Annotated in this window: 14 protein-coding genes; 6 read left to right on the top strand and 8 right to left on the bottom strand. The window is 48.1% G+C overall.

The window, feature by feature from the left end; all coding sequences use genetic code 11:
- Positions 1-90 precede the first annotated feature (90 nt).
- Positions 91-1551, bottom strand: coding sequence for an SH3 domain-containing protein (locus tag ACF8OF_RS05950; protein ID WP_392496020.1), 1461 nt, complete (start codon positions 1549-1551; stop codon positions 91-93).
- Positions 1548-2378: a DUF1460 domain-containing protein gene (locus ACF8OF_RS05955; RefSeq protein ID WP_392496021.1), complete on the bottom strand. Its 831-nt coding sequence runs from the start codon at positions 2376-2378 to the stop codon at positions 1548-1550. Before ACF8OF_RS05955 ends, ACF8OF_RS05950 begins: the two co-directional genes overlap by 4 nt.
- A gap of 179 nt (positions 2379-2557) precedes the next feature.
- On the opposite strand from ACF8OF_RS05955, the gene ACF8OF_RS05960 reads away from it, so the two are divergent.
- Entirely contained in the window at positions 2558-5086 is a 2529-nt protein-coding gene (locus tag ACF8OF_RS05960) for an NEL-type E3 ubiquitin ligase domain-containing protein (protein ID WP_392496022.1), read from the top strand.
- Positions 5087-5301: 215 nt separating this feature from the next.
- Here the strand turns inward: ACF8OF_RS05960 and ACF8OF_RS05965 are convergent, their stop codons facing one another.
- Complete coding sequence (locus ACF8OF_RS05965; RefSeq protein WP_392496023.1) at positions 5302-5742, bottom strand: CesT family type III secretion system chaperone; 441 nt, start codon at positions 5740-5742, stop codon at positions 5302-5304.
- A 46-nt stretch (positions 5743-5788) separates the two neighbouring features.
- The gene (locus ACF8OF_RS05970) at positions 5789-7186 is read right to left on the bottom strand and encodes a hypothetical protein (RefSeq protein WP_392496025.1); all 1398 of its coding nucleotides are present in this window, start codon (positions 7184-7186) and stop codon (positions 5789-5791) included.
- A 233-nt stretch (positions 7187-7419) separates the two neighbouring features.
- On the opposite strand from ACF8OF_RS05970, the gene ACF8OF_RS05975 reads away from it, so the two are divergent.
- Positions 7420-8013 (top strand): hypothetical protein, encoded by a 594-nt coding sequence (locus ACF8OF_RS05975; protein ID WP_392496026.1) that lies wholly within the window; start codon positions 7420-7422, stop codon positions 8011-8013.
- Positions 8014-8146: 133 nt separating this feature from the next.
- Positions 8147-8854, top strand: a complete 708-nt coding sequence (locus ACF8OF_RS05980; RefSeq protein ID WP_349467112.1) for a hypothetical protein — start codon at positions 8147-8149, stop codon at positions 8852-8854.
- Positions 8855-8953: 99 nt separating this feature from the next.
- Here ACF8OF_RS05980 and fur read toward each other — a convergent pair whose 3' ends face one another.
- The 3 genes from fur to ybfE all read right to left on the bottom strand — a co-directional run bounded on the left by fur (position 8954) and on the right by ybfE (position 10552).
- Complete coding sequence (gene fur / locus ACF8OF_RS05985; RefSeq protein WP_127377165.1) at positions 8954-9403, bottom strand: ferric iron uptake transcriptional regulator; 450 nt, start codon at positions 9401-9403, stop codon at positions 8954-8956.
- A gap of 178 nt (positions 9404-9581) precedes the next feature.
- The gene (fldA, locus tag ACF8OF_RS05990) at positions 9582-10112 is read right to left on the bottom strand and encodes a flavodoxin FldA (protein WP_392496028.1); all 531 of its coding nucleotides are present in this window, start codon (positions 10110-10112) and stop codon (positions 9582-9584) included.
- 146 nt (positions 10113-10258) lie between these two features.
- Positions 10259-10552: a LexA regulated protein gene (ybfE, locus tag ACF8OF_RS05995; protein ID WP_004235627.1), complete on the bottom strand. Its 294-nt coding sequence runs from the start codon at positions 10550-10552 to the stop codon at positions 10259-10261.
- 298 nt (positions 10553-10850) lie between these two features.
- Between ybfE and ACF8OF_RS06000 the strand changes: the two genes are divergently transcribed.
- Positions 10851-11105 carry a hypothetical protein gene (locus ACF8OF_RS06000; protein ID WP_262861068.1) on the top strand — a complete coding sequence of 85 codons (255 nt, stop codon included), beginning with the start codon at positions 10851-10853 and terminating at the stop codon, positions 11103-11105.
- A gap of 29 nt (positions 11106-11134) precedes the next feature.
- On the opposite strand, the gene ACF8OF_RS06005 is transcribed toward ACF8OF_RS06000, so the two are convergent.
- Entirely contained in the window at positions 11135-11914 is a 780-nt protein-coding gene (locus ACF8OF_RS06005) for an alpha/beta fold hydrolase (RefSeq protein ID WP_354621342.1), read from the bottom strand.
- 258 nt (positions 11915-12172) lie between these two features.
- Here ACF8OF_RS06005 and seqA point away from each other — a divergent pair, with 258 nt between their 5' ends.
- The gene (gene seqA / locus ACF8OF_RS06010) at positions 12173-12727 is read left to right on the top strand and encodes a replication initiation negative regulator SeqA (protein WP_262861070.1); all 555 of its coding nucleotides are present in this window, start codon (positions 12173-12175) and stop codon (positions 12725-12727) included.
- A 47-nt stretch (positions 12728-12774) separates the two neighbouring features.
- Entirely contained in the window at positions 12775-14415 is a 1641-nt protein-coding gene (gene pgm, locus ACF8OF_RS06015; protein WP_392496029.1) for a phosphoglucomutase (alpha-D-glucose-1,6-bisphosphate-dependent), read from the top strand.
- The last annotated feature ends 60 nt before the right edge of the window (positions 14416-14475 follow it).

The following is a 14475-nucleotide window of genomic DNA, read 5'->3' on the forward strand; positions in this document are numbered from 1 at the left end:
TTGCGTCAGTGATGGCAAATCAGCAGACGTCGTCCGGTGACCGCCGGGGCGGTCACCATCATATTTACAACAAAGCGTAAAGTGTTTCCGCTATTCAATAAAACCCAGTTTAAACTGTGACTTACCAGCCAGTGATTCCAGATCCGGGCTTTCCGGATAAGCGGCAAGCAGGGGTAAAAAAACGGCACCGCCAATAATACGCCGGCTGTCGGCCTTTGCCGGTCGCAGTCCCCATATATTCTGGTATGTCATCGGTACTGTCTGTCCGTTAATGACCGTGTTACCGATGTACAGCATGATATGTCCGGGAATATAGACAAGCGTGGTAAAGGGTTTGCCATGCTCCGTAAGATAACGAAGACGGGTGGCGGTATTCTCCCGGCTGAGGTCGACAATTCGTGTGGCCGACTGTATCTGTGCTGCAGAGTTTCTGGGAAGAAATATACCAAAAGGCATTATGAGGCTGCGCATTTCGGCAGAGCAGTCATTATAAAAATTATAATTTCCCCATCCGTAGGGTCTGCCGCTCATCGACTTCATCAGCACAGCCATATTAGCGGGTATCATTTTCCATGGCATGGCAACAAACTCACCTTCCTTTACACTGACCCGGCGAATTTGTGCGCGGCCATCACTTTTACGCACCGGCACAATAACGTCAAAAAAGCCGGGCCGTCCATTCCTGAATGGCAGAAGGGTTCCGGGACGTGCAGTAAAATAATATTGTCCTCCCCCATGAACGGAAACCGGTTCTTTAATAAACGCCCCCAGGTTGTCAGTAGCCAGAGTCAGCCATTCAGTGACAAACTGCTGATCCGCCTCTGCAATATCTTCGCTGTGTACCCACCCGGTCACAGTGGGGGATAATACGTATTTCCAGCGGCTGTCGCGGCTGGCTGCCAGTACGTATACAGGGGTGCCGGGACGGACAGAGGACATCTGTAAATTGTCAAAAGGGTAGCCTTGTCCGGCCTGACGGGGGTCACCATAAGCCGGGTCGTTTGTCGGAAGAACCCTGACCAGCGTTTCCCTGACAGCAATCCCCCTTGCTGACGGGGTATAAACCCGGTTAATGCTGGTCGTCATGTTATCTCTTATCTGTTGTTTCCAGGCGGCGGGGTGGACTCTGAAGTTTCCGCCCCGGGAAACACTTCGCTCACTCAGGTACATCCTGATGTTGGCATCACGACTAACATCCGCCCCTTTGCGCAGAACTGATGCGATGTAAGATGGATTCCAGGGCGACTTTTCGCCCGCACCCATACCAAAATAACGGGATTTCAGGTCAGAAAAGTGGCGCTGCTGTGCCGCGGCTGCCATGACAGGAACGTGCATATCCGGGCCGGGAGGGAACCATTTATCGGCGGATTGCGGGTAATTGCTCAGCGGGAACAGTGATTTGGTTGGATCAATATAGTCTGCCGGTACATGACCGGCCGTTGTCACTTTATTTGACACCTGTCTGAGCGGGGCAGAGTGGCATGCCGATAACAGCAGGGGAACAACCAGACAGAGGGGCTTTATGCTTGCGGGGATCCGGACTCTTTTCATTGCGTATCTCCTGTCATGGCGGACGACTCAGCCCGCAAAACAACGATGCCTGGTTTCGCGCGCATGTATTCCGCGAACGGAGAGTCCACCACTTTTTTGTTTTCGGTCAGCGAGGAGGCATTTCTGAACCATACCTTGCCATCGTGACGAACTACGATACCCACATGCGAAACGTCCAGACCGTCCAGCGCAGAGTAGACGCCGACATAATCGCCGGTTTTCAGATTATCCAGCACCTGCCGGCTGATGGCTTTTCCCGGAATATAATGTATTTTACGGGGATGAATGCCCAGACCCGGGATGTACTCACTTCCATCCGGTTTGCGGTTAAGTTGTTTGTCTGCAACGGCATAGTCAGGGCTGATATCCGGTGTGACATCCCGGGCGTTGTACGGCTTTGTGGCGGACCAGTCAGAGAAGAAGTGCCGGCGGCTGAGATAGCTAACATTCCCTCCGGTGTAACGAACCGCCGCAAGATTGCGCAGAAATGATGCCGGATCATGGCTGCGGGTCAGGGCTTCGGTGTAATCTATAAACGTAAAACAGTCCACACCGTTAAAATTCGCGACAAGCGATTCGGGCGTGCCAGGTCCGCCGATAAGCGTATCAGCCTGGTAAGGCGTACCGGGAAAGGCGGATGACACCCTGCTTATCACTTCCCCGTGATCTTCACCGGAAAACGGTAAAACATCAGTGTGAATAATCCTGCTGACTTTTCCCGCTGTAAGACTGTCCATGATGGTCTGATATTTTTCTGTACCGGGTGCGGCACTGGCCGTCATCAGATGCGCCAACATCAATGACACTGTCAATGCTTGTACGTTCATAACACATTCCCTTAAAGTTAATAAATTTTTAAGGTATATGATTGTAATTGATGAAGAAAAACGCTATCAGCTGATCACCTGATTCAACAATCAGGCACCGGATGGAAAATAACGTGAAGGGCAATATTTACCGCCTCACATTCGCTTATACGCATATCAATTTAAAGAGAGTTTTTATTATGCCATTTCAAATTGGAAACGAACGTTTTCCTGTTGTCGTCAGCGGTAACGACATTAACACAGCAACCTGCTCTGATACCCCGCCGGAGATGAGTATATGGGAAAAAATCAAGCCGTTTTTTTGCTCAGCGAATAAGCCTGAAGTGCTGGCACTCATCCGGCAGATTTGTCATCCGCCGGACGGAACAGAGTGGAAGATGGTGACTGAAAAATTTGAACGGCTCAAAACACTCACGTATAGCGGATTTAAGGAGAATGTTCAGTTTGGCCGGGACGGGGAAAATCACGCCTGTATTCTGGACGAAAATGGTGATGAGATGCTGTCAGTCACCGTTGATGATACCGGGAACTATACCGTGAGGTGTCAGGAGTACCATAAAATTTCCCATTTTACCGCCACAGCGGCACCACAGACTGCACCGGATTATGAAGCGATCTGGTCTGCGTGGGAAAATGCAGCACCGGCAGGAGAGGCTCCCGGCCGGGCGACTGCGGTACAGAGAATGTGCGACTGCCTGAATAATGGCGGGACAGAGCTTAATCTGAACTACCTTAAACTCACCTCCTTACCCGGCTATTTGCCGCCGGATATTACTGAACTGAGCACAGTCGGCGTTTCATTGCGTTATTTGCCGGTACTTCCGGCAGGGCTGCGGAAGCTGGTTGTCGTAAATAACCGGCTGACCAGCCTGCCGGTGCTGCCGGAAAGGCTGGAGAAACTGATAGTTAACAATAACCAGCTGACCCGCCTGCCGGTACTGCCGGAAAGGTTACTGGATATGAGTGCTGACAATAACCGGCTGACCAGCCTGCCGGTGCTGCCGGAAAGGCTGGAGAAACTGATAGTTGACAATAACCAGCTGACCCGCCTGCCGGTACTGCCGGAAAGGTTACTGGAGATGAGTGTTGACAATAACCAGCTGACCAGCCTGCCGGTACTGCCGGAAAGGTTGCTGAGGATGGCGTGCGGGGGTAATTACCTGACCCGCCTCCCGGTACTGCCTGAAGGGCTGGAGGCGCTGTTGTGCAGTGATAATCGGCTGATCAGCCTGCCGGCACTGCCCGGAGGGCTGGAGGCGCTGTTGTGCAGTGATAATCGGTTGGTCAGTCTGCCGGCACTGCCCGGAGGGCTGCAATATCTGACTGGCGCAAACAACAGGCTGACCTGCCTGCCGGTGCTGCCGGAAAGGCTGGAAAAGCTGATAGTTGACAATAACCAGCTGACCCGCCTGCCGGTGCTGCCGGAAAAGCTGGAAAAGCTGATAGTTGACAATAACCAGCTGACCCACCTGCCGGTACTGCCGGAAAGGTTACTGGAGATGAGTGTTGACAATAACCAGCTGACCAGTCTGCCGGTATTGCCCGGGGGGCTGCAGGAGTTGTTTGTCAACAATAACCAGCTGACCAGTCTGCCGGTATTGCCCGGGGAGCTGCAGGAGTTGTTTGTCAACAATAACCAGCTGACTACCCTGCCTGAAAGTGTCGCCGGCCTGCTCCGGGCTGCACAGATAGATGTATCCGGTAATCCTCTTTCAGCGCACACGCGCCAGTTCCTGGAGACTATAACCCGTGATCTGGGCTATTCGGAGCCCGTGCTATCTTTCAGTGTGGTCAATTCACCCGAATACCGGAAGGCTCGTCCATTGCACCTGGCGGTCGCTGGCTGGCTGACACCGGCAAAAGAGAAGTCGGATGAACCAGTACCCGCAGACAGATGGCAGTGCTTCGGACAGGAAGATAATGCTGCCGCCTTCAGTGCCTTCCTGAACAGGCTGAAGGAGACGGAGAACTTCAGAAAAGATCCCGGTTTTAAAGCTCAGATAGCTTCCTGGCTGACACAACTGGCTGAAGATGATGCACTGAGAGTAAAAACCTTTGCCATGGCAACCGAGGCAATGTCAAGCTGTGAGGACCGGGTCACACTTGCGCTGAACCAGATGAAGAACGTGGTGCAGATCCACGATGCAGAAAAAGGAAAATACGATAACAATCTCTCTGAACTGGTATCCGCAGGGCGTGAAATGTTCCGGCTGGAGAAGCTGGAACTGATTGCCCGCGATAAGGTCCGTACACTGCGTAACGTTGATGAAATAGAAGTTTATCTGGGCTACCAGAATAAACTGAAAGAACAGCTTGAACTGAGCAGTGTAGCAGCAAAAATGCGGTTCTTTGAGGTTTCATATATTACAGAGTCAGACCTGCAGACCGCTGAGATTCAGGTGAAAACCGATGAAAACAGCGAGTTCAGGAAATGGATACTGCAGTGGGTACCGTTACACAGCGTGCTGAAGCGTACAAACCCGGAACACTGGGAAAAATGCTGTGAAAAGAAAAGATCAGATTATAGTGACACATACCGGATGCTGTCTGACACGGAGCTGAAACCGCATGGACTGGCTGGTGATATCGATGCTGAACGGACTGTCGGAGTAAGAGCGTTGAAGAGTGCAGAGCGGGCATTCCTGGATGGACTTGGTTCTCTGGTGGACGAGATGTTGGGAGAATATCTGAAGGCGCGATGGTCTTAACGGAGTCCTGTGTTCATCGCACCGGTAAAATCCGGTTCGCCCTGACCATAATAACCCGGAGTCCCGGACCCGGAAACATATGCCCTCTGTGACTCAATCATTTATTTTACTTTCATTCAGTGGAATAATAGCGATCCGGTCACAGATCACATACACGTATTTTCATCCCCCGGCATTGAATGAACCGGGAGATGAAAAATTTTATCCTTTAGTGTTTACATTGAGTTGGTATGGTTCTGCGCCGATAAGCGCCGGTTCTGATTTGGTGAAGAGTTCATGAAAATCATTTTACGAATAGCATCAGCACGATTCACAAACATATCCAGCATATTATACAAACTATCCTCGTTATTATCACACGCTTTTCTTAATACATACATGATTACATCTTCTTCTTCAGAAAGACACAATACGCCGAACCCAAACCGATGTTCGTTCATATTGATTGCCAGCATTTTCTTATAGTGAGAACTTGAGCATTTTATATCACGGGAATAACAAATTTTTGCGTGAAAATACCATTTTCCCTCCAGTAACCGTACAATAAAATGATGGCCATCGATAATCAGTAAAAACTGCTGTTGAATATCGGGAATAATGTTAACACCTAATTTTTCTGCCAAAAAAGCTATTTGTTTTTCTGTGTAATATTCCATATTTAATTATTCCTTCAATTTATTATTAGTATCAGAAGTCGGGGCATCAATTACAATCATAAAATTTAACACCATCAACACCATCAACACCATCAACACCATCAACACCATCAACACTGTATGCTTTGGCAATTCGATGTCTATTTATAGCTGCTTCTATGGCGGTCTTGAAATCTATTTCAGGTGGTTTATTATTCTCAGTTTTCTTCCTCAGTTCAACTTGTTCACTCGGTAATGCTGTTGGATTTATTGGTGGAAGTTGTTTATTTTTCGATGCGGCGATGTCGATATTTGGTGGTGGTGGTGGTGGTGGTGCCGGCATCTTAGGTTGATCGGGGCTCTTTGTTGACCCAGTGATACCTCTCCTCCTTGTAGTCAGAGTGCTGTGCAGGATAGATTTAGTATCCGGGGTTTCATCCAGGCTCTTTTGTGTATTCTGCAATGCCGTCAGATTTATCGAATTAGGTTGCCCATTTTCGCGTAACTGTGACGTTGCGGCGGCATCGGTATGTATTTGTGATGACGAAGGCGATTGTTGTTGTTTTGTATTTTCCGTTGCGGCAGCGTTGATATGTGCTTGTGGCAGTATCTCATTAAACTTATAAAAAAGATCTGCATACACATTATGACGATATTGATCATGCTTACCTGTACAGATTAATTGAGCTTTAATCATGGCCGCCCCTTCAGATATCTGTTCAAAGTCTTCTGTTGTGAAATTAGGATCTAACTCGCCATAAATGTTAATCTCATTTTTTTCATATTTTTCTTCGGCTGTATTGAATCCGGAAATATTTTTACCGGCTACTGTATCCATAAATTTGTATGATGATGCTGGCATAGCGGTAACAAAGTCGACAAGTGCAGTCTTCAAAGCAGATTTAAAATCGTTGCAGAATGATTTTCTGTTAATGGTATTTACCATTAATTCATCAACGCGGTTAGTGAGGTCGGAAAGTAAAGCTAAGTCGAAATGATTTAATTGAGACATACAAAAATCAGCAAAGCCATCTTTTTTGATTAAAAGTGAGATTGTTTTATCTTTTTCAAGACATTTTTTGTAATTAGTACCATTTATTTTAATTTTATCCAGGATATTAATTACATCTGTGACCACTAATTTTTTTTTGCCTGTAATATGTGAATTAACAATATCCTGGGATCTTTCCTCATAAATGTCATTTATTGATTTACAGAAAGATGTAACTGCCTGGGCTTCCCTGTGTTGCAGCTTTTTATACATTGCATTAATAAAACAAATAGATCCTAAGCAGGTGCTATTCAACATAATAATAAAACGCTCGCATAATGAACGCCCTGCAGTTAAACGTGATTCTCTTCCGTTACTGCTTAATGTTACTATATCGTCTTGATTACTTTTTTTTGCAATTTCAACAAAGTGGTCATAATTCATAGAACCTGTAGCAGTTACTGACGTTGTCATAATATAGCTCCTTTGTTTTTTATCCAAGAAGAATGTAAAAGCTCATGTAAATATATATATAAAACTACCACTATATTTAATAGGGCAATAACCTTATTTTAGTTTTCTGTAGCAATCGTATTAACTTCGCTAAGAAAATCTGACCAGCAATAGGGTAATGACCTGATGCAGCAGATGGCGTTTTAAGGGCATAATTTGTTTTTCTTATGTAACGTACTATACGGAGGCTATTTATGTATTCATCTGCTTCAAACTCTATTTCTGTAGACGCTATCCCGGTTTCACGGCAGGAAAATCATTGCCCGGCAATTTCCGGGAAAATTGATCTTCTGAAGGAAAAATTAAATGCAATAGAACCGAACAAAACAACTCATGAAATCAGATATTTCACAGATTTCATTGAAAAAAATGAAACCAAAATGAGGGATATCACGGCAATCAGTGACAAATTGTTGACTGCACTAAGCGTGATGAATTCGATAAAGGATAATATCGCAATGGGTGAGGATAATAAGGCGAATTTAAGCCAGCTTAATAACCTGACACATGAAATGGAGGACATGTTAAATTCAGGTGAATGTAAAAGTAGGTATGAGCGCGCTGCAGCCGAAGGTCTGAATACATTAAAAAATGAAGTAGGAAAAGGTCTGAATACATTAAAAAATGAAGTAGGAAAAGGTCTGAATACAGCAAAAAATGAAGTAGGAAAAGGTCTGAATACAGCAAAAAATGAAGCAGGAAAAGGTCTGAATACAGCAAAAAATGAAGCAGGAAAAGCTTTAAATAAAACAGGAAAGGAAATAAAAAGAATATTTAAGAGGTTCTGATATTTTTTATAATTAATGTATATTCCGGACGATTTCCTCTGACACAAAGTGGTGATGCCCTGTTACCGGCTATACGTTAGTTTTTTCCCGGTTTCATACAAATTCCAATCCGTTACATTCAATGGTGGTCACTATGGATATCCATCTTACCAGCAGATTCCGGTATCATTGCGCCATAACCGAAAATGATATTTCTGCATGTATAACAGCCAACCATGAGAAAGAGGTGACCAGCCTGCGGGGAAAAATCGCAGACTGGTTCCTTGGCACACAAAAAGAGGCTGCGAAGCTCGCTCTGTTTCGTCTGGCTCGTGCGGACACAGCGGCACAACAACTGGCCTTATTTGCTGAACTGAAGCAGTACGTATCAGCTGCATGGCAGAATTTACTAACCTGGCAATTCGATGACAATCATGGTTCCTGTTTCAAAATAGGGGATAGTGAAATCAGGTGTCACGATACGACTCAGGAAATCGTCCCGGAAAACCGCAGTACTGTTAATCCCGGCGATGTATGCCATCTGCTTTTGTCGATGAAGTATGCCGGGAATGATATTGTCTCTGAGTTTCATCATTTCTCTGTCGGATCTGAGCCTGACAGAACGGCTGATTCAGTACTCAGCAGCGAAAACGAGTTTCTGAAGCAAAATCCCGCGTTGCTCGGAGCACTAAAACTGATTGGTTTAAACCAAGATGATAGTCAGGATGATTTTCCGCGGGCTGTTTATCAGCATGTCAAAAAATGGGTCTATCAAATAACAAGAGATGACGATAAATCTGCCCGGGCTGCCGGGAATGCACGGAATTTGTCGATTCTGGCCCGTCTTAAATCCGAAGCCTGAAAAACGGTAATAAATATCCCCCGGCCTGGCCGGAGGGTTTCTGTGTGCAATAAAAAAGGCGCAATAGCGCCTTTTTCATAAAACGGTCAGCGGAGAGAATTATTTTTTCTCGTCGTGGATACCTTCATCAGAACGGCAGTCACCATCCGCACAATGGCCGTACAGGTACAGGCTGTGGTTGGTGAGTTTGATACCGTGGCGTTCCGCGATATTTTTCTGACGTGATTCAATGGATTCATCACTAAACTCAATCACTTTACCGCAATCCAGGCAGATCAGGTGATCGTGGTGCTGCTGCTGGGTCAGTTCAAAAACGGATTTGCCGCCTTCAAAGTTATGACGGGTGACAATACCGGCGTCATCAAACTGGTTCAGAACGCGGTAGACAGTGGCAAGCCCAATCTCTTCACCGATATCGATCAGTTTTTTGTAGAGATCTTCCGCACTGACGTGGTGGCACTCCGGATCCTGCAACACTTCCAGAATCTTCAGGCGGGGAAGTGTGACTTTCAGTCCTGCATTTTTCAATGCTTTATTGTTATCGGTCATGCGGATTTAGTCCTATATTGTCGCTGGTGAGCATATGCTAAGGAAAACGCTCAACGGCTGAACACAATGCCCGGCTATCAAAAAGTGTCAGGTGCGATACGCCTGACCGATACCGGACCGGATAATAATATCATTACATAAATAAGCAGAATTATCATTCGCAATTTAAGGGAAAACCTTAAATTGCCAGAATCTCATCGAGACTCATTTCTTCGCGGATCTGCTCAACCCATTTTGCCACGCGATCGTTAGTCAGCTCCGGCTGGCGATCTTCATCAATGGCCAGACCAATAAAGTGACTGTCATCCGCCAGGCCTTTTGATTCTTCAAAGTGGTAGCCTTCCGTCGGCCAGTGACCCACAATGGTTGCACCGCGCGGTTCAATGATGTCACGGATGGTGCCCATGGCGTCACAGAAATACTCCGCGTAATCCTCCTGGTCACCACAACCGAAGATAGCCACAATTTTACCGTTAAAATCAATTTCTTCCAGCGTCGGGAAGAAATCATCCCAGTCACACTGTGCTTCGCCGTAATACCAGGTCGGGATACCCAGCAGTAAGAAATCAAACCCTTCGATGTCCTCTTTGCTGCACTTGGCAACATCCCGGACTTCAGCAACGTCATCGCCGAGTAATTTCTGAATCATTTTAGCGATATTTTCTGTGTTACCGGTGTCACTACCAAAAAATATACCTGCGATTGCCATAAATAAGCCTCTCAACCGAAAATCTCTGTGCCTGCAAAAGGACGCCGCAGCGACAACAAGCAGAAATTATAACTATTTCATCTTCATAAATACTATTCTGACGAAAACAGTATTTGAAGTCTGTCAAATTTGTGTGGTGTGTCGTCTCACAATTTGGTGCATAAATCTGAACGCTGAAGGTAATCAAGCAGAATTTGCTCGATAAGTTCGCCCCGGTTCACGTTTTCTTCGTATGCCAGCTGATTCAGGGCATCGACAATATCCGCATTCAGTTTGAGCTCAACGCGGCGTAATCCGTTAACTTTGTCACGCCGCAGCTGATTGCGTTTGTTAATCCGCAACTGCTCATCACGGGAGAGCGGGTTTGTTTTCGGGCGCCCGGGCCGGCGTTCGTCAGCGAACAAATCCAGCGTGGTACGATCCGTTTGTTCTTTGGCCATAATTTTACTACGAAAAGGCGGATTACAATGATAAACGCGCAATGATACACCGCCATCCCGCTTACCGCCACCGCTTCACGGTCTGTTGCTGCGGATTTTGTGACGATTGATTAACATCGCACCGCACGGCGGCAGTGTTACTGCGGATTATAAGTCGGATTGATGCTTTCTCTTTTGTAATTATCATTATGAATATATTAGAAAAAAGAGAGGTTTCATATCAGGATAACAGAGTATTTTTGAGGGCAGGTATTCCGTAGTATGTATTTTCAGCAAGGGAACAACAGAGGACGCGCACATGGATCGTATCTCAAAACCGGCGGTGTTATCGCAGATGTCGCACAGAAAACACGATACCGGCAGTAAAATAAAGCAGATACTGGTGGTACTTATTCGTCCGCTTCAGTATCTGTGTCTGATTTTATCCGGTTGCTGCCTGCTGGATATCTGTTTTGATTTGCCGGGGCAGGATGTCAGACACCAGGTTCGTGCGGTCGTGGCCTGGTGGCAGGAGAGTGACACTGACAACCGGATACTGAGCTTTCGTCAGTAAATGATGCCACCGTGACGGCGGCACTGCTGTCAGGCTTTATCCAGGAAGCGGCTGATGGCGCGTAAAACGGCCTCCGGTTTTTCAGCGTGTACCCAGTGACCGCATCCGGCTATCACATGCGCGGTTGCCTGCGGGAACTGCGCCATAATCGTGTCGCGGTATTCCGGTTTCACATACGATGAATTCCCCCCCGGGATAAGCAGCAGCGGAACCTGTTGTGGCGGCAGGGTTTCCCAGCCGATGATGGACTCATACTGTGCTTTGATAACCGGCAGGTTGAATTTCCATTCTCCCTGCTTAAAGGATTTCAGCAAAAACGGAATGACACCGTCCTCACGGATACGCTGAGCCATGATTGTGGTCGCTTCCGTGCGGGTAGTGACACCGGCGGCGGTAACGTCTTCCAGTGCCGCGATAATCTCATCATGACGGCGCACACCGTAAGCAACCGGTGCCATATCAATAACAACCAGTTTTTCAGTCACATCCGGAGCCAGTGCAGCCAGCGCCATGGCGATTTTTCCGCCCATAGAATGGCCAATCACAATGACTTTCCCGAAATGCAGGGAGCGGATAAGGTCGAGCACATCCTGTGCCATTTCCCGGTACGTCATGGTTTGTGCGCGTGGTGAATCGCCGTGGTTACGGACATCAATCTGTACCACGGTATGCGTTTTCCGCAGTTCACGGCCGAGCACCCCGAGATTATGCAGATCCCCGAACAAACCGTGGATCAGAACAATGGGTGTGGTGTGATGTGATATTTCAGGCGTGAATATTTCATGATGAAGTAATGCAGGTAATTTCATAGTAATAACCGATCCGCAGAGCAAAACAGGTGGTTATGATGACACGGCAGACTCCGGAAACCAACATGTTAAGTAAATGTTTCTTTGACTGATTGTGTGTCCGGAAACGATAACTTACTGATTTGTTTTTTAAATGCCGGATGGGGAAAACCGCGGTGATTTTTAGTTTAAGTTATTGAAATTTTACTTGTTTTGTTTTGCGATTTTCTATCTTATAATAAGATGTTCCGCGTTAACGAATAAAAGAACCGGGTAGAAATGAAAACAATCGATGTAGATGAAGAACTTTACAGTTATATTGCCAGCCACACACAGCACATTGGTGAAAGCGCATCGGTAATTTTACGCCGTATGCTGAATTTAGGGCCACAGACGCCGGGTGCCACCTGCGCGCCTGCTGCAACTGACCGCGCTGAGAATAAAACCCCGCCGGTCACCCCGCGCCCGGTAAAAACCGTTTCTCAGGATCCGGTCAGGGTCATGCGCGAACTGCTGTTATCTGACAGTTATGCAGAGAAAAAGAAAACCATCGACCGTTTTATGCTGGTGTTATCCGCACTGTATAATATTGATCCGCAAGGGTTCAGCAAAAGCACTGATGAGCTCCATGGCCGCACCCGCGTCTATTTTGCCGGTGATGAGCACACGCTGCTGGCCAGCGGTAAGACCAGCAAGCCGCGCCACATTCCGGGCACGCCGTTCTGGGTTATCACCAACACCAATACTCAGCGCAAGCAGAGCATGGTAGAACAGATTATGCAGGGAATGGGCTTCCCGGCAAACACTGTCGAGAAAGTCTGCAATACCCTGTAAGGGGTATTTATCTGCCGGTGACGGCATAATCAGGGGAGAATGACACAGTGGCTCATACGCACCCGCGGGCTGGTCAGCCTGCGCAACAATCCGATTTAATCAATGTGGCGCAGCTAACCTCTCAGTATTATACCCTTGCACCTGATGCGGCGGATCCGGCACAGCAGGTCAGATTCGGGACTTCCGGCCACCGCGGCAGTGCGGCGCGCGGCAGTTTCAATGAAGCACATATTCTGGCGGTCACTCAGGCAATCGCTGAAATCCGTCAGCAGCAGGGCATTACCGGGCCGTGCTATGTGGGCAAAGATACTCACGCCCTCTCTGAAGCGGCGTTTCAGACGGTGTTATCCGTACTGGCAGCAAATGGTGTCCGCGTTATTATTCAGGAAAACAATGGCTTCACCCCGACACCGGCGGTGTCTCATGCCATTCTGACTTACAACCGCGATCATACTGATAAAGCGGACGGCATTGTTATCACCCCGTCGCACAACCCGCCGGAAGATGGCGGCATCAAATATAATCCGCCGACCGGCGGCCCGGCAGATACTGACCTCACCTCTGTGATCGAAAAGCGTGCCAATGTGCTGCTGGCCGGTAATATGGCGCAGGTGAAACAGATGCCGGTGTCTGATGCCCTGTGCAGCCCGCTGGTTACTGCGGTGAACCTGATTGAGCCGTATGTCAGCTCGCTCAGTGAGGTGATCAACATGGATGCTATCCGTAACGCGAAACTCAAAATCGGCGTGGATCCGCTGGGCGGTGCCGGGATTGAGTACTGGAAACGCATCCGTGATTTTTATGATCTGGATATTGAACTGGTCAATGAGCAGGTGGATCAGACATTCCGCTTTATGCCGCTGGATCACGACGGGGTTATCCGTATGGATTGCTCCTCAAAATGGGCCATGGCAGGGCTGCTCAGCATGCGTGATCGCTTCTCACTGGCCTTCGCCAATGACCCGGATTACGACCGTCACGGGATTGTGACGCCGAAAGGGCTGATGAATCCGAACCATTATCTGGCGGTGGCGATTAACTATTTATTTCAGCACCGTCCGGAGTGGCCGGCTTCTGTCGGTGTCGGCAAAACCCTGGTGTCCAGCGCAATGATTGACCGCGTGGTCGCTGATTTACAGCGTGATCTGGTGGAAGTGCCGGTCGGGTTCAAGTGGTTTGTGGACGGGCTGTATAACGGTACGCTGGGCTTCGGCGGTGAAGAGAGCGCGGGGGCTTCTTTCCTGCGCTTTGACGGTACACCGTGGTCAACCGATAAAGACGGTATTATCCTCTGCCTGCTGGCCGCCGAGCTGACCGCTGTGACCGGCAAAAACCCGCAGCAGCATTATGATGATCTGGCGGAAAAATTCGGTTCGCCGTGCTACAGCCGGATCCAGGCAGCAGCCAGTCACGCGGAAAAGTCCCGGTTGTCGAAACTGTCTCCGGAAATGGTGACCGCTGATACCCTGGCCGGTGATCCGATCACCGCCCGCCTGACAGCCGCGCCGGGTAACGGCGCGTCGATCGGCGGCCTGAAAATCATGAGTGAGCAGGGGTGGTTTGCCGCGCGTCCTTCCGGTACGGAAGATGCCTATAAAATCTATTGTGAAAGTTTCCGGGGACCGGAACATCTGGCACAGATAGAAAAAGAAGCGATTGAAATAGTTAACCAGGTGATTGCGGACTGACGCATTCCCCCGGAAAAGCAGCGCGGAGCGGATCTTTCCCTCCGCGTTTTTTTTGCCTGC

The sequence above is a fragment of the Morganella sp. TYF_1 genome (genome assembly GCF_043105645.1).
Classification (GTDB): domain Bacteria; phylum Pseudomonadota; class Gammaproteobacteria; order Enterobacterales; family Enterobacteriaceae; genus Morganella; species Morganella morganii_B.